This is a genomic window from Burkholderia sp. WSM2232, from assembly GCF_000472545.1.
Classification (GTDB): Bacteria; Pseudomonadota; Gammaproteobacteria; order Burkholderiales; family Burkholderiaceae; genus Paraburkholderia.
In genome coordinates this window covers 135,979-150,576 of sequence record NZ_AWZV01000019.1, presented here as the reverse complement: position 1 = coordinate 150,576, position 14,598 = coordinate 135,979, and the positions used below count along the sequence as shown (strand labels likewise).

Annotated in this window: 13 protein-coding genes; 12 read left to right on the top strand and 1 reads right to left on the bottom strand. The window is 66.2% G+C overall.

Annotation, left to right across the window (positions count from 1 at the left end; all coding sequences use genetic code 11):
* The first annotated feature begins 110 nt into the window (after positions 1–110).
* The 11 genes from F757_RS0118980 (at position 111) to F757_RS0118930 (ending at position 10,904) form a co-directional block, all read left to right on the top strand.
* Positions 111–1,736 (top strand): formylmethanofuran dehydrogenase, encoded by a 1,626-nt coding sequence (locus tag F757_RS0118980; protein ID WP_027212772.1) that lies wholly within the window; start codon positions 111–113, stop codon positions 1,734–1,736.
* Positions 1,733–3,433 carry a formylmethanofuran dehydrogenase subunit A gene (locus F757_RS0118975; protein ID WP_027212771.1) on the top strand — a complete coding sequence of 567 codons (1,701 nt, stop codon included), beginning with the start codon at positions 1,733–1,735 and terminating at the stop codon, positions 3,431–3,433. The genes F757_RS0118980 and F757_RS0118975 overlap by 4 nt, the downstream gene beginning before the upstream one ends.
* A 19-nt stretch (positions 3,434–3,452) precedes the next feature.
* Positions 3,453–4,451: a formylmethanofuran--tetrahydromethanopterin N-formyltransferase gene (gene fhcD / locus F757_RS0118970; RefSeq protein ID WP_051376825.1), complete on the top strand. Its 999-nt coding sequence runs from the start codon at positions 3,453–3,455 to the stop codon at positions 4,449–4,451.
* Positions 4,448–5,308 carry a formylmethanofuran dehydrogenase subunit C gene (locus F757_RS0118965; protein WP_027212769.1) on the top strand — a complete coding sequence of 287 codons (861 nt, stop codon included), beginning with the start codon at positions 4,448–4,450 and terminating at the stop codon, positions 5,306–5,308. Before fhcD ends, F757_RS0118965 begins: the two co-directional genes overlap by 4 nt.
* Positions 5,309–5,322: 14 nt before the next feature.
* A complete protein-coding gene (locus F757_RS0118960) occupies positions 5,323–5,889 on the top strand; it encodes a cytochrome b (protein ID WP_027212768.1) in 567 nt (188 codons plus the stop codon).
* Positions 5,886–6,932, top strand: a complete 1,047-nt coding sequence (locus F757_RS0118955; protein WP_442856648.1) for an alpha/beta fold hydrolase — start codon at positions 5,886–5,888, stop codon at positions 6,930–6,932. Before F757_RS0118960 ends, F757_RS0118955 begins: the two co-directional genes overlap by 4 nt.
* The gene (gene pqqB / locus F757_RS0118950; protein ID WP_027212766.1) at positions 6,929–7,849 is read left to right on the top strand and encodes a pyrroloquinoline quinone biosynthesis protein PqqB; all 921 of its coding nucleotides are present in this window, start codon (positions 6,929–6,931) and stop codon (positions 7,847–7,849) included. The genes F757_RS0118955 and pqqB overlap by 4 nt, the downstream gene beginning before the upstream one ends.
* Positions 7,850–7,982: 133 nt before the next feature.
* Positions 7,983–8,735, top strand: a complete 753-nt coding sequence (pqqC, locus tag F757_RS0118945; protein WP_027212765.1) for a pyrroloquinoline-quinone synthase PqqC — start codon at positions 7,983–7,985, stop codon at positions 8,733–8,735.
* Positions 8,732–9,001: a pyrroloquinoline quinone biosynthesis peptide chaperone PqqD gene (gene pqqD, locus F757_RS0118940; RefSeq protein ID WP_027212764.1), complete on the top strand. Its 270-nt coding sequence runs from the start codon at positions 8,732–8,734 to the stop codon at positions 8,999–9,001. The genes pqqC and pqqD overlap by 4 nt, the downstream gene beginning before the upstream one ends.
* Before the next feature lie 4 nt (positions 9,002–9,005).
* Positions 9,006–10,238 carry a pyrroloquinoline quinone biosynthesis protein PqqE gene (gene pqqE / locus F757_RS0118935; protein ID WP_027212763.1) on the top strand — a complete coding sequence of 411 codons (1,233 nt, stop codon included), beginning with the start codon at positions 9,006–9,008 and terminating at the stop codon, positions 10,236–10,238.
* 3 nt (positions 10,239–10,241) lie between these two features.
* A complete protein-coding gene (locus F757_RS0118930) occupies positions 10,242–10,904 on the top strand; it encodes a response regulator (RefSeq protein ID WP_027212762.1) in 663 nt (220 codons plus the stop codon).
* On the opposite strand, the gene F757_RS0118925 is transcribed toward F757_RS0118930, so the two are convergent.
* Complete coding sequence (locus F757_RS0118925; RefSeq protein WP_027212761.1) at positions 10,874–11,896, bottom strand: histidine kinase; 1,023 nt, start codon at positions 11,894–11,896, stop codon at positions 10,874–10,876. The two genes, F757_RS0118930 and F757_RS0118925, sit on opposite strands and share 31 nt — an antisense overlap.
* A gap of 207 nt (positions 11,897–12,103) precedes the next feature.
* Between F757_RS0118925 and F757_RS0118920 the strand changes: the two genes are divergently transcribed.
* The gene (locus tag F757_RS0118920) at positions 12,104–14,539 is read left to right on the top strand and encodes a TonB-dependent receptor (RefSeq protein ID WP_027212760.1); all 2,436 of its coding nucleotides are present in this window, start codon (positions 12,104–12,106) and stop codon (positions 14,537–14,539) included.
* The last annotated feature ends 59 nt before the right edge of the window (positions 14,540–14,598 follow it).

The window sequence follows — 14,598 nt, the reverse complement described above, 5'->3', positions numbered from 1 at the left end:
CCCGCGACCCTGCGATGATTTAGGCCGCGCATCACCGATACGAGGCATTGCTACGCTGGTGGTTGCGCGGCAGCGAAAGTCTCGGCATGGAGCTTGCTAAAAGTCGCCCCATGCACCTCTCGCCCACCGATCCGTCGACGACCAGCCCCTCGGGCGCTCCGCACGCGCCCGGCTCGTCGGTGTCGTCGGTGTCGTCGGTGTCGTCGGTGTCGTCGGTGTCGTCGGTGTCGTCGGTGTCGTCGGTGTCGTCGGTGTCGTCGGTCACCCGCGACTGGACCTGCCCGTTCTGTCCGCTGCTGTGCGACGACCTCGCGATCGAGTCACACGACGACGCCACGCTGTCGGTGCAGAACACCGACTGCCCACGCCTCATGCAGGCTCTCGCGTGTTACGGCCCGGCAGACGAGCAATGCCGTGCGAGCGTCGACGGTCACGACGCAGACTTCGACACGGCGCTCACGCAGGCGGCCCGGATTCTTTCGACGGCGCGCCGGCCGCTGTTCGGCGGCCTCGGCACCGACGTGGCCGGGACTCGCGCGCTTTACCCGCTCGCCGCCGGCTGCGGCGCGATCCTCGACCACGAGCATGGCGACGCGCTGAGCGCGGCGACGCTCGCGCTGCAAGACCGCGGCTCGTTCTTCACTACACTTTCCGAGGTGCGCTCGCGCGCGGACCTGCTGCTGTTCTTCGGCTGTCAGCCGTCGCGCCGTTACCCGCGCTTTTTCACGCGCACGGTGGCGGGAAGCACGACGCCCCGCGATCTCGTGTTCATCGGCTGCGAAGCGGACCCTGCGGCAAGCGGCCTCGAGAACGTGCGCGTCGAGTCGATCCTCGCCAAGGCGGATCCGTTCGATCCGTTCGATACGCTCGCGCTGTGGTCCACGATCAGCGACAGGCGTCCGCCGAGCGCCTTGCATCAGGACGTGGCCAACGCGGCGCGCGTGAAAGAGACGCTTGCCGTATTGCAGGCACTTCAGGCGCGCATCGACGCGGCGCGCTACACGGTGCTGGTGTACGAGCCCGGCGCGTTGCCCGGACCGCACGCCGCCTTGCTCATTGAAGCGTTGAACCGCATCGTGAAGGCATCGAATCTCGGCGCGCGCGCGGGCGGCCTTGCGCTCGGCGGCGACGACGGCGCTCTGACGGTCAACCAGGCCGTGACCTGGCTCGCGGGTTTGCCGCTGCGCACGCGCGTGTCGGCGCCCTCACGCATGGCAGGCAGTGCGCCGCTCGACTACGATCCGCACCGCTATCGCACCGAGCGACTGCTCGCCGACGGCGAGATCGATGCGTTGCTGTGGGTCGCGAGTTTCGCGCCGCCCGCGTGGCCGCAAGCGCTTGCCGACGACGTGCCGGCCATCGTGCTGGGCCACCCGGCGCTCGCACGCACCGCGGCCGCGCGCGGCCCAGGCACCGTGTTCATTCCGGTCGCGACGCCCGGCGTGGACAGCGGCGGGCATCTGTTCCGCCTCGACAGTACAGTGGTGATGCCGCTCACGGCCGCTCGCGGGGCATCGCTGCCGACGGTGGCGTCGGTGGCTGTGCAGCTTGAGGAGCGGCTGCGCGCGGCGGGGGTGGGTGCTCAGTCGGGTGCTCAGCCGGGTGTTGGATCGAGTGCTTCGTCGGGTGCTGGATCGGCTGCTGGGTACGTCGCCCAATTGGCCGCTCCGCTAACCACTCATCCAGCCACCCAGCCAGCCACCCCACCCGCTTCTTCGTCGCAGGTGCGCCCATGACGCTGATCCGGCTCAAAGGCGGCACGGTCTTCGACCCGGCCAACAACGTCGACGGCGAGCGCCGCGACCTCGCGTTTCGCGACGGCCGCATCGTCGACGTGCCCGCAAACGTTCCGGCCGATTGCGAATACGACGCCTCGGGCATGATCGTCATGGCGGGCGGCATCGACATGCATTCGCATATAGGCGGCGGCAAGACCAACCTGTCGCGGCTTCTGCTGCCCGAGGACCATCGCGACGATCCAGTGCGCGACGCGGCGTACGAATCCGTGCAGGACGCCAACGGCCGCTATCTGCGGCTGCCTTCCTGCGGCGTCTGCACGCCCGGCACGCTCGCCACCGGTTACCGCTACGCCGAAATGGGCTACACCGCGGCGTTCGAACCGGCGATGATGCCGTCCAACGCGCGCCATACGCACCTCGAAATGGGCGACACGCCGATCATCGACCACGGCGCATACGTGATGCTCGGCAACGACGAGCTGTTCCTGCAGATGCTCGCCGCACGCGACGACTTCGAGCGTCTGCGCGACTACGTCGGCTGGACCATTCATGCGAGCAAGGCGCTCGGCGTAAAGGTGGTCAATCCTGGCGGCATCTCGGCGTTTAAGTTCAACCAGCGCTCGCTGGATGTGGACGAGCCGCACGCCCATTACGGCATCACGCCGCGCGAAGTGCTGCACACGCTAACGCGCGCGCTCACCGAGCTGCGCGTGCCGCATCCGTTGCACGTGCATGCGAGCAATCTCGGCGTGCCGGGCAACCTCGATTCGACCATCGCGACAATGGACGCCGCCGACGGCTTGCCGGTCCATCTCACGCATATCCAGTTTCACAGCTACGGCACTGAAGGGCCGCTCAAGTTTTCGTCGGGCGCGCGGCGCATCGCCGAAGCCGTGAACGCGCGGCCGAATGTGTCGATCGACGTCGGCCAGATTATCTTCGGACAGACCGTCACCGCGTCCGGCGACACGATGATGCAGTTCCGCAACGCGCCCTTCGCGCGACCGCACAAGTGGGTGGTCGGCGATATCGAATGCGACGCGGGCTGCGGCGTGGTGCCGTTCCGCTATCGCGAGCAGAGCTTTGTAAATGCGTTGCAATGGATCATCGGGCTCGAAATTTTCCTGCTGGTGGAGGACCCGTGGCGCGTCGCGATGACCACCGATCATCCGAACGGCGGCCCGTTCACGAGCTATCCGCATCTGATTCGTCTCCTGATGGACAAGTCGTTTCGCGACGAGCAGCTCGCCAAGCTGCATGCCGACGCCCAGGTGGCGAGCGCATTGCCGCAATTGACGCGCGAATTCTCGTTGTACGAGATCGCGATCATCACGCGCGCCGGACCGGCGCGGCTACTCGGACTGCGCGACCGTGGTCATCTGGGCGCGGGCGCGGCGGCGGACATCGCCGTCTATCGCGACGATCCGGACCGCGAGCGGATGTTCACCTCGCCCGCCTATGTGTTCAAGGACGGCGAGCTGGTGGCGCGCGACGGCACGCTCGTCTCGACGCCGACGGGCGGCATCCATTTCGTTTCGCCCGAGTTCGATCGCGGCATCGAAAAGCGCGTGCGCGCCTACAGCGAAGCGAATCTCGCTACCAACTTCGCGCATGCCGCGATCAGCGACGACGAGGTCTGCCACTGCTGCCGCGGCGGCAAGCTGCTGCCCGTCGAATGTTTCGCGCACGGCTGAGATGGCTCACATGGCACATATGGCTGACATCGCTGCCCCGAACGCCGGCTCGCATACGACGAGCGACACGCCCACCCTGCAGATCAACGGCATCGCAATCGACGCCACGTTTGCCGAAGCGTTTCCGATGAAGGCCACGCGTCTTGTCATCACCGCGCATACGCCGGCGTGGGCGATGAACGCCGCGCACTCGCTCACGGGCTTCGCAACCTCGGTGATCGGCTGCGGCTGCGAAGCCGGCGTCGAATGCACGCTCGAGCGCGAGCAAACGCCGGACGGCCGGCCCGGCGTCGCGGTGCTGCTGTTCGCGGTGTCGTCCAAGGAACTGGCCAAGCAGATCGAACGGCGCGTCGGGCAATGCGTGCTTACGTGTCCGACCACGGCCGTGTATCGCGGCATCGACCCGGAAACGAGCCGCGCGCCGCTGTCCGACCTCGCGCCGCTCGGCAGGAACCTGCGCTTTTTCGGCGACGGCTGGCAAATTTCGAAGATGCTCGGCGACACGCGCTATTGGCGCGTGCCGGTGATGGACGGCGAGTTCGTCTGCGAAGAAAGCGCGCCCACGGTGAAGGCCGTGGGCGGCGGGAATCTGATCCTGCTCGCGCGCGACATGGACGCGGCGCTGGCCGCCGCGGAAGCAGCAGTGGCCGCAATGCGCCGGCTGCCGAACGTCATCATGCCGTTTCCGGGCGGCGTGGTGCGTTCCGGATCGAAAGTCGGCTCGAAGTACAAGGGCGCCACCGCGTCCACCAACGACGCGTTCTGCCCCACCCTCACCGGCCTCTCGCCACGCAGCGAACTGAGCGCCGAAGTGGGCTGCGTGCTCGAGATCGTGATTGACGGACTCACCGAAGCGGACGTCGGCGCGGCAATGACCGCGGGCATCGTCGCGGCGGCCGCGCGCGGGCGCGCGGGCGGATTGCTGCGCATTTCCGCCGGCAATTATGGCGGCAAGCTCGGTCCTTATCACTTTCACCTCCAGCAACTGGCGGCCGGCTTGGGCGGGAGCAGCGCATGAGCGTCATCACCACGTTGCGGCTGCGCACGCCGCCTGGTTTTCGCGTCGATGCGTCTGCGCTGCTGCCGGCACCGCTTGCGGCGCTTGCGGTCGCGGACATCGAGCGCCTGGTGCTCCCGGCGGGCAACGAGCGTTGCGTCGTCGCCGATGTATTCGACGTGTCGCGCAGCGGCGACGCAGCGGCAAGCGCGACAGACACGGCGGACGCACTGAACGGAGAGCCCGCGCTCGTCATTGAAGACGCCGTCCCGTGGCTCGACCGCCTCGGCGCGCGCATGACGCACGGGCATCTGATCGTGCGCGGCCCGGCCGGCGACCAGAGCGGCTTCCAGATGACCGGCGGCGTCTTGCGTATCGACGGCGACGCCGGCCACTTCACCGCCTGCGAAATGCGCGGCGGGCGGCTCACGGTGGCGGGCAATTGCGGCGATTTCGCGGCAGGCGCGCTTGCGGGCGACATGGAAGGCATGACCGGCGGCACGCTTAGCATCCACGGCAATACCGGCGCGCGGCTTGCCGACCGGATGCGCCGCGGGCTCGTGCTGGTGGGCGGCAACGCGGGGGACTTCGCGGCATCGCGGCTCGTAGCAGGCACCGTCGGCATTGCCGGCCAGGTGGGCGCGCATTATGCATACGGTATGAGACGCGGAACCCTGCTGTTCGCGCAGCGTCCCACTTATCTGCCGCCGACTTTCGCCGACGCAGGCCGCGGCTTCGACGTATTCTGGTCGTTGCTCGCACGCAGTCTCGAAGGCGAAATCGCGCCGTTCTCGCAGTGGCGCGCAGCCGCGCTGCCGCGCCGCTATACAGGCGACGCCGCGGTGGACGGGCGCGGCGAGTTGCTAGTCGTGGACTAACCGGGGAGGCCGAGATGACGACCGCGCATACTTCTTCCGCACCGCGTCGCGCCGACACGTCCACGCCGCGCTATGCCGGCTCGTTGATCGCACTGCACTGGCTGATTGCGTTCGGCATTATCGGTCTGCTGGCGCTCGGCCTCTATATGGTCGGACTGCCGAAGGGTTTGCCGGTGAAGGCGACGCTGCTGAGCCTTCACAAATCCATCGGACTGACGGTTTTCCTGCTGGTGCTTCTGCGCATCGCGGCGCGTGCGGCCTTTCACCGGCCGCCGCTGCCGCCGATGCGACCGTGGCAACGCGCCGCCGCGCGCACTACGCAGGGCCTTTTATACGTAGCAATGGTGGCCATGCCCGTGTCGGGTTATCTGGGTTCGTCGTTCAACCGCTATGGCACGCGCTTCTGGGGCCTGCCTCTGCCGAAGTGGGGCTGGGACGACGCCGGTCTGCGTGAACTCTTCTTCGGCATTCACGAGGTGACGGCATATGTGCTGATCGCGCTCATCGCGCTGCATGTGGCGGGCGCGCTGAAGCATCAGTGGATCGACCGCGACAATCTGCTGGCGAGGATGCTGCCGTGACAGACGCGCGCAATCTGTCACGCACGGGCTGCAACGCCTCACGCGGCCTGCCGCAAGCGCCGCGCGAGGCCACGCCACGACGGCGCACGCTGCGCACCGGCGACGCCCACCGCGTGTCGTTCACGGTTGCAGGCGCCGCCAACGGCGTGCCGGTCGTCGTGCTGCACGGTGGACCCGGCAGCGGCAGCCAGCCGGGCTCGACGCAGCTCTTCGATCTGACGCGCTTCAAAGTCGTTCTGATCGATCAGCGCGGAACCGGGCGCTCCGCGCCGCGCGGCGGCGTGCGCCGCAATCGCACCGACCGGCTGATCGAAGACATTGAAGCGGTGCGGGTACTGCTTGGCATTGAACGCTGGGGCGTGCTCGGCGGATCGTGGGGCGCGGCGCTCGCGCTCGCGTATGCGGGGCAGCATCCGCAAGTGGTGACCGGCGTCGTGCTGCGCGGCCTCTTTCTCACGTCGATGCGCGAAATTCGCGGCCTCTTCGTCGGCTCGCGCAAGCGCGCGCCGCGCGCATGGGCAAAGCTCTGCGCCGCCGCGCGTTGTACGCGGCCCGCCGCGTTGCCTGGACGCTGCCACGCGCGGCTGCAACACGGCGGCGCGAGCGACGCGCAACAGCGCGCGCTCGCACTCGCCTGGCGCGGCTACGAAAACGCCGTGCTCGCGAGCGCGGGCACGCGGCGCCCGCTCGCGCCCGCGAGACACTCGCGCAAAGAGACGCGCAAGCTGGTGGACAAGTACCGCATTCAGGCGCATTACCTGATGCACCGCTGCTGGCTGGGACAAACGCGGCTCCTGTCGCTCGCGCGGCGCGCCGCCGCGGCCGGCGTGCCGCTTGCCGCTGTGCACGGCTCGCGCGATCCGGTGTGTCCACCGGCAAACCTGCAGCGCCTTGCGCGTGCGGCTCCGGCTGCCCGTATCGAATACGTGCACGCCGGCCATCTCGCGAGCGACCCTGCTTTGCACGCGCGGGTGGCCGACGCGCTTGCAACACTGTTTCTGACATCCACTCAAGAGGGGCGCACCCTGCGCCACGCGGCATGAAAATCAAGGTACTCGGCTCATCGGCGGGCGGCGGTTTCCCGCAATGGAACTGCAACTGCCGCAATTGCGACGGCGTGCGGCGCGGCACGCTGAAGGCGAAGCGCCGCACACAATCGTCGATTGCAGTGAGCGCAAACGGTGAGGACTGGCTGCTGGTGAATGCGTCACCCGACCTGCTTACGCAGATCGCCGCCAACCCGGAACTGCAGCCGGCCCGCCGCGCGCGCGACAGCGGCATCGCGGCAGTGCTCGTGATCGACGCGCAAATCGATCACGTCACCGGCCTTCTGATGCTGCGCGAGCGCGACACGCCACTGCCGCTGCACGCCACTGACGCCGTGTGGCAAGACCTCTCGACCGGTTTTCCGATTGCGCCGATCCTCTCGCACTACTGCGGCGTCGAACATCGCCGTATTGCGCTGGATGGCGCGCCGCTTGCCGTCGACGCGCTGCCGGGCGTGCGCGTGGACGCGCTGCCGCTCTCCAGCAAGGCGCCGCCTTATTCGCCGCATCGCAATGCGCCGGAGCGCGGCGATAACATCGGGCTCGTCTTCACCAACCAGCAGAACGGCAAGCGTATGTTCTATGCGCCCGGCCTCGGCGCAATCGAAGAGCATGTGCTCGCGGCAATGCGCGAAGCGGACCTGCTGCTCGTGGACGGCACGCTGTGGACCGCCGACGAAATGATCCGTCTTGGCCTCTCGCGCAAAACCACGGCGGATATGGGTCATCTGCAGCAATCCGGACCTGGTGGCATGATTGAAGTGCTCGATTCGCTCGGCACGACCGACACGCGCAAGGTGCTGATCCACATCAACAACACGAACCCGATTCTGGTCGAAGACAGCCCGGAGCGGCGCATTCTTGCCGAACACGGCATTGAAGTCGCGCACGACGGCATGAGCTTCGAACTGTGAGCTTCGAACTATGAAGCGCGACCGCGCGGCATGCGCTGTCGCATGAGTCGCCCATCAGTCGCAGACGATGAGTCGCAGACGATGAGTCGCACACGATGAGTCGCAAATAAGTCGCAGATGAACTGGAGATTGCATGAACGCGAAAGACACCTTGGGAACAACGGCACCGAACGCTGCGCACAGCAGCGCGAGCACCGCCGAGCCCGCCTGGACACGCGAGGAATTCGAAGCGCAACTGCGCGCGAAAGGCACGGCCTATCACATTCATCATCCGTTCAATGTGAAGATGAATAGCGGCGGCTGCTCGCGTGAGCAGATTCGCGGCTGGGTCGCGAACCGTTTCTACTATCAGATCAATATTCCGCTGAAAGACGCGGCCGTGTTGTCCAATTGCCCCGATCGCGACACGCGCCGCCGCTGGGTGCAGCGCATTCTCGACCACGACGGCTACGGCGGCGAGGAAGGCGGCATCGAAACATGGGCGCGCCTGGGCGACGCAGTCGGCCTCTCGCGCGACGAACTGTGGTCGCTCAAGCACGTGACGCCTGGCGTGCGCTTTGCCGTCGACGCCTACGTGAATTTCGCGCGCCGTGCGCCTTGGCAGGAGTCGGTGTGTTCGTCGCTGACAGAAATGTTCGCGCCGCAAGTGCATCGCGACCGGCTCGCGACCTGGCCCGAACATTACCCGTGGATCGAAGCGTCCGGTCTCGCGTATTTCCGCTCGCGCATCACGCTCGCGCAGCGCGACGTGGAGCATGGCCTCGAAGTCACCCTGGATCACTTCACGCGGCGCGACCAGCAGGAACGCGCACTCGAGATTCTGCAGTTCAAGCTCGACATTCTGTGGACCATGCTGGACTCGATCGAAAAGGCTTTCCCGCAATGAACGACATGCTCGACGCCGCGCGTCCCGCGCTCAACAAGCTGTTCCGGCTGCAATGGGAACCGGCGCAAAACGCGCACGTGCTGCTCTATCCGGAAGGAATGGTGAAGCTCAACCAGAGCGCGGCGGAGATTCTCAAACGCTGCGACGGCACGCGCGACATGCAAGCGCTGATCGCTGATCTGGAGCAGGCGTTCAATACCACGGGGCTCGGTCCCGAAGTACGCGCGTTCGTGACCGAAGCGCACTCGCGCGGCTGGCTGGAGTAGCGCGATGACCGATCTCTCGCAACCCGTTGCAAGCGCGCAGGGCGAAGCCGCCCCGGCGGGTGTGCCGCCGCCGCTGTGGCTGCTTGCGGAGCTGACGTATCGCTGCCCGCTGCATTGCGCGTTCTGCTACAACCCGGTTGACTACACCGCGCACAGCCGCGAGCTGAGCACCGAACAGTGGCTCCAGGTGCTGCGTGAAGCACGCGCGCTCGGCGCCGCGCAACTCGGCTTCTCGGGCGGCGAGCCGCTGATGCGCGACGACCTCGAAGTGCTGGTGCGCGAAGCACGCGCGCTCGGCTTCTACACGAATCTGATCACGTCGGGCATCGGCCTCACGGACCAGCGCCTGGGCGAACTAAAAGCGGCCGGGCTCGATCACATCCAGTTGTCGTTTCAGGACTCGACGCAGGAGCTCAACGACTTCCTGAGCAGCACACGCACCTTCGACCTCAAGCAGCGCGTCGCGGCATCCATCAAGCGGCATGGCTTTCCGATGGTGCTCAACTGCGTGCTGCATCGTTACAACCTGCCGCACGTCGACAAGATCATCGACATGGCGCTTGCAATGGGCGCCGAATATCTCGAACTCGCGAACACGCAGTACTACGGCTGGGCGCATCACAACCAGGCGCAACTCATGCCGACGCGCGAGCAGCTCGACGAAGCGGAAGCGGTAGTTGAACGTTATCGCCGCGAACACGGCGAGCGCTGCAAAATCTTCTTTGTCGTGCCCGACTATTTCGAACGACGCCCGAAGCGCTGCATGAACGGCTGGGGAGCGGTGTTCCTCGGCGTCGCGCCGGACGGCGCCGCGCTACCCTGTCATGCGGCGCGCGCTTTGCCAGGACTCGTGCTGCCGAATGTGAAGGACACGCCGCTGCGCGAAATCTGGTACGAGAGCGACGCGTTCAACCGCTTTCGCGGTCTGCAATGGATGAAGGAGCCGTGCCGTAGTTGCGAGGAGAAGGAACGCGACCTCGGCGGCTGCCGCTGCCAGGCGTATCTGCTCACCGGCGACGCGGCCAACGCGGACCCGGTCTGTGACAAGTCGCCGTCGCATGAGAAGGTGGTCGATGTCACGCGCCTCGCCGCCGCGGCCCATGCGCCGCGCGAGCAACCCATTGTGTTTCGCAACGATGCGAACTCGCGCAAGCTGACGTCCGCCCGCGCGGATGACGGGCTCGCGCACGGCGCATCACACCACGCGCCGAACGACGGCGGCCACAGCGGAGGCTGAGCAATGACAGCGGCGGACATCTCAGTGTTGCTCGTCGACGATCACGCGGTGGTGCGCGAAGGCTACCGGCGCCTGCTCGAACTGAACGCCGACGTGCATGTGTGCGGCGAAGCGGCCGACGCAGCCGAGGCGTATCAACGCTTTTGCGCGCTGCGGCCCGATGTCGTGGTGATGGATGTGTCGCTGCCGGGCGCAAGCGGTATAGAAGCGATGCGGCGCATGCTCGCGCGCGAGCAGGATGCGCGCGTGCTGATTTTCAGCGTCCACGAAGAGGCTATTTTCGTGCGCCGCGCGCTCGACGCCGGCGCGCTCGGCTATGTGACGAAGGCAAGCGCGCCCGACGTGCTGGTGGAAGCGGTGCGCATTGTCGCCAGACGCGCGAGCTATCTGAGCCCCGACGTCTCGCAGGCGCTCGCGCTGCGCAATGCGTTCAGCGAAGGGCCGCCGGGCCGGCAGTTGTCCGCACGCGAATTCGAGGTGCTGCGCCTGCTCGTGCAAGGCTATACGTTGCCGAGCATCGCAGAGAAGCTCGGGCTCAGTCAGAAGACCGTGGCCAATCACCAGTCGGTGATACGGCAAAAATTCGGCGCGGACAATGGCGTGCAGCTTGCGCAAATGGCGAGCCGCCTCGGCCTTCAGTTCACGGGCTCCGCCAGTCCCGCGTGAGCGGGCACGCGTGCACAGAACAGGAAGCCGCCCTCGGGCCTGCTCGCCACATGAAACTCGCCGCCGAGCGCTTCGACGCGCTCGCGCATGCCGATCAAGCCCAGTCCGGCGCGCGGCGCAGCGAGGTCCACGCCGGGGCCGTCGTCGGCCATCGTCACGACGATTTCGTCAAGAGGCTCATCGTTCCGGGCATTGTCCGCGGGTGCGGCTGCGTCGCGCGGCGCACGCACCATGAACACTTCCACGCGCGCGCTACGCGCGAACTTCGAAACGTTGGTGAGCCCTTCCTGCACCAGCCGGTACAGCGTGATAGTCAGCGCGTCGCTCAGGCCCGTGTAGTCGCCTTCTATCGTCAGCGAAAAGGACGCCCCGGGTAGCCGCTCGCGCCAGCCGTCGATGCAATGTTCGAGGGCGCTCGGCAAGCCGAATTCGTCCAGACCGATAGGTCGCAAACGGCGAATCATGCCGCCGATCTGGCGGTACACGTGGCTCGCGCTCTGCATCAATTCCAGCGAGATGCGATGAATTTCCGGCTCGCGCGCGGCGGACAGGTCGCGAATACGCGCTGCGTCGAGCGAAATTGCGTTGAGATACTGGCCGAGCTCGTCGTGCAGCTCGCGCGCGAGGTGGCGGCGCTCACTCTCCTCTGCCTGCAACGCCTGGTTCGCAAGGCGCCGGTTGTCGGCGAGCAGGCGCTCGGCCTCTTCTTCGAGCCTGCGCCGATGCGCGAGCTCGCTGCGGGTGTCGCGGTAGCGACGCCACGCGAACCATGCGAGCCCCAGCGACAGCACGCACAGCGTGAGCGGCAATTCGTCCAGTTGAAAGCGCTCGAGCCCGCGCGTCCACCAGTACGCGCGCTCGCTCACGTCGAACAGCGAACCGAGCAGCGCTGCGAGCAGGGTCAGCGCGATCACGCAGCAGAGATCGCGCGACACCGCCGAAGAAGGCGGAGCGCGGCGCGCTGGAGAAGGTGGGGTGGATTCGCTCGACATCACGTTTGCATTCTAATCAGGCCGCCCGGACAGGCGCTTCGCTGCAAGGAGATTGGGAAGGCTTCCTCGCGATTTCGGGAAAAGCTCCCGCGCTTTCTGACGACTGCGCATGCGAAGCTTTGCACACCTTGAAAGAAAGCGCTACGTACGCAGCCACATGGCTGCGCTACGGACAAGGCGTCGAACCTGCGGCCAGGAGACAGAAAAATGAATACCTCTTCACGCGCGCGCGGCGCGAGAAACCGCGCATCCGGAGTGCGGCGACGGGCCCGCATCGGCCTTGGCCTCGCGAGCGCGCTTGGAGGCATCTCGGCGGATGCATGGGCGCAGGCGGAAGCGGCAGCATCCGCGGCGGTCTCGCCGGAAGCCGCTCAAGTGGCTCAAGTGTCTCAAGGGGCCGAAGTGGCTCGAGCGCCCCAAGCGGCCCAGGTCGCTCAAGCGGCCGCTGTGCCCGAAGGGGACGACGCCGCGCCGACCACCACGCTCGCGCCCGTGGTGGTGGTCGGCACCACGCCGCTGCTTGGCGTTGGCACGCCGCTCGCGCAAGTGCCCGCCAATGTGCAGACCGTCCGCGCACGCGACATCGAAGCGCAGCACCGCAATACGCTGACCGACTACTTCGCGAAGAATCTGCCGAGCGTCGATATCGCCGATGCGCAGGGCAATCCGTATCAGATGAACGTCAACTATCGCGGCTTCACCGCGTCGCCGCTGCTCGGCACGCCGCAAGGCATTTCGGTGTTCGTCGACGGGGTGCGCGTGAACGAGCCCTTCGGCGACGTAGTCAACTGGGACGTACTGCCGCAACAGGCCATCGACACCCTCCAGATCATCCCGGGCTCCAATCCCACTTACGGACTGAACACGCTTGGCGGCGCGCTGGCTATCACGACGAAGAACGGCAAGACGAGCCCCGGCGGCGCAGCGGAAGTCGCGCTCGGCTCATGGGGGCGCAAGTCCGCGCAGATCGAACAGGGCGGCACGATAGGCCAGAACCTGGACTACTACGTGACCGGCAACGTCGCGAACGACAACGGCTGGGCCGAGCAGAATGCAAGCCGCGTGCGACAGATTTTCGGCAAGCTGCGCTATACCGACGCGGACACCACGCTGTCGTTGTCCGCAGGCGGCGCGGATAACGACCTGCACGGCACGCAGACCATTCCGCGTTCATTCCTTGGCAATCCAAAGCAACCCTATACGTATCCCGACCAGAATCTGAACAGCGCAGGCTATGTGACGCTGTCGGGCGAGCATTACTTCAGCGATAACGTTCAACTGAGTGGCAATGCGTATTACCGGCACTTTCGCAACAGCAACCTGAGCAGCAACGTCAACCCGAACTTCGGCTCGCTCGACGACGACGGCGACATCGACACGACGCAAGCAACCAACGAGCAATCCGTCGTCTCCACCGACAGTTTCGGCGCGAGTCTGCAACTCACGCTGCTCGGCAAACTGGGTGGCATGGAGAACCAGTTCATCGCCGGCGTGTCGGCGGACATTGCCAATTCGCGCTACACGGAATCGTCGCAGGAGGCGGTTTTCACTGCCTCGCGGGCGACAGTCGGCGTCGGCGACTTCGCGCAGGAAACCGCGGCGAAAACGCATAACGGCAACTACGGAATCTACTTGCAGGACACGTTAGCGCTCACGAAACAATGGTCGCTGACGCTCGCGGGCCGCTATAACTGGGCCGATGCGACCATCGGCGATGCAAGCGGCAGCCAGCCGCAACTGAACGGTCACCATACGTTTTCGCGCTTCAATCCGGCGGTCGGCATCAACTGGAACCCGACTGCGTCGTTCACGGCCTACGCAACCTACAACGAAGGCATGCGCTCGCCGACCGCTATCGAACTCGCGTGTGCGGACCCCGCCGCGCCCTGCTCGCTGCCGAACGATTTCGTCTCTGACCCGTCGCTGCAACCGGTAATCTCCAAGACCTTCGAACTAGGTGCGCGCGGAAGAATCGGCCAGGCCACGACATGGAGCGCCGCCGTCTACCGAACCACGCTGGAGAACGACATCGAATTCATCGCGAGCAATGGTGCCGCGAGCAATCGCGGCTTCTTTCAGAACGTGGGGCGCACGCGCCGGCAAGGCTTCGAACTGTCGGGACGCAGCCAGCTCGGCCCGCTCGCGGTAACCGCAAGCTATAGCTATATCGACGCAACCTACCGGTCCGCGTGGACCGAGAGCAGCCCGAGCAATTCAAGCGCGGACGCAAACGGCAACATCGGCGTGAAGTCCGGCGACCATCTCCCGGGCATTCCGGCGAATACGGTCAAGCTGCAGCTCGACTATGCGGCCACCGCGAAGTGGAAGGTTGGCGCGAACCTCACCTGGCGCGGCGGCATCTATGCACAGGGCGACGAGAACAACCAGGACGTCAACGGCAAGATTGCAGGCTACCTCCTGATCGACCTGGACACGTCCTATCAGGTCACGCGGCAGTTGCAGGTGTTTGCCAGCGTCACGAACCTGCTCGACAAGCGTTATGCGAGCTTCGGGACGCTCGGCGAGAACTTCTTCAACGGCCCGAACCATACCTTCGACGGTGCCAATGCGAGCAACGAGCAGTTCGTCGGCCCGGGGGCGCCGCGCGGCTTCTGGGTCGGTCTGCGCTATGCGTGGAAGTGACGTGCAAGAGAAGCCGGTCATGCCGCGAAGCGACGCATCGTTGCTTCGCGGCATGACCG

What these genes read in the sequence shown, in the direction of transcription:
- F757_RS0118980 (WP_027212772.1), top strand. Translation starts at nt 111, where the DNA reads ATGCACCTCTCGCCCACCGATCCGTCGACGACCAGCCCCTCGGGCGCT.
- F757_RS0118975 (WP_027212771.1), top strand. Translation starts at nt 1,733, where the DNA reads ATGACGCTGATCCGGCTCAAAGGCGGCACGGTCTTCGACCCGGCCAAC.
- fhcD (WP_051376825.1), top strand. Translation starts at nt 3,453, where the DNA reads ATGGCTGACATCGCTGCCCCGAACGCCGGCTCGCATACGACGAGCGAC.
- F757_RS0118965 (WP_027212769.1), top strand. Translation starts at nt 4,448, where the DNA reads ATGAGCGTCATCACCACGTTGCGGCTGCGCACGCCGCCTGGTTTTCGC.
- F757_RS0118960 (WP_027212768.1), top strand. Translation starts at nt 5,323, where the DNA reads ATGACGACCGCGCATACTTCTTCCGCACCGCGTCGCGCCGACACGTCC.
- pqqB (WP_027212766.1), top strand. Translation starts at nt 6,929, where the DNA reads ATGAAAATCAAGGTACTCGGCTCATCGGCGGGCGGCGGTTTCCCGCAA.
- pqqC (WP_027212765.1), top strand. Translation starts at nt 7,983, where the DNA reads ATGAACGCGAAAGACACCTTGGGAACAACGGCACCGAACGCTGCGCAC.
- pqqD (WP_027212764.1), top strand. Translation starts at nt 8,732, where the DNA reads ATGAACGACATGCTCGACGCCGCGCGTCCCGCGCTCAACAAGCTGTTC.
- pqqE (WP_027212763.1), top strand. Translation starts at nt 9,006, where the DNA reads ATGACCGATCTCTCGCAACCCGTTGCAAGCGCGCAGGGCGAAGCCGCC.
- F757_RS0118930 (WP_027212762.1), top strand. Translation starts at nt 10,242, where the DNA reads ATGACAGCGGCGGACATCTCAGTGTTGCTCGTCGACGATCACGCGGTG.
- F757_RS0118925 (WP_027212761.1), bottom strand. Translation starts at nt 11,896, where the DNA reads ATGTCGAGCGAATCCACCCCACCTTCTCCAGCGCGCCGCGCTCCGCCT.
- F757_RS0118920 (WP_027212760.1), top strand. Translation starts at nt 12,104, where the DNA reads ATGAATACCTCTTCACGCGCGCGCGGCGCGAGAAACCGCGCATCCGGA.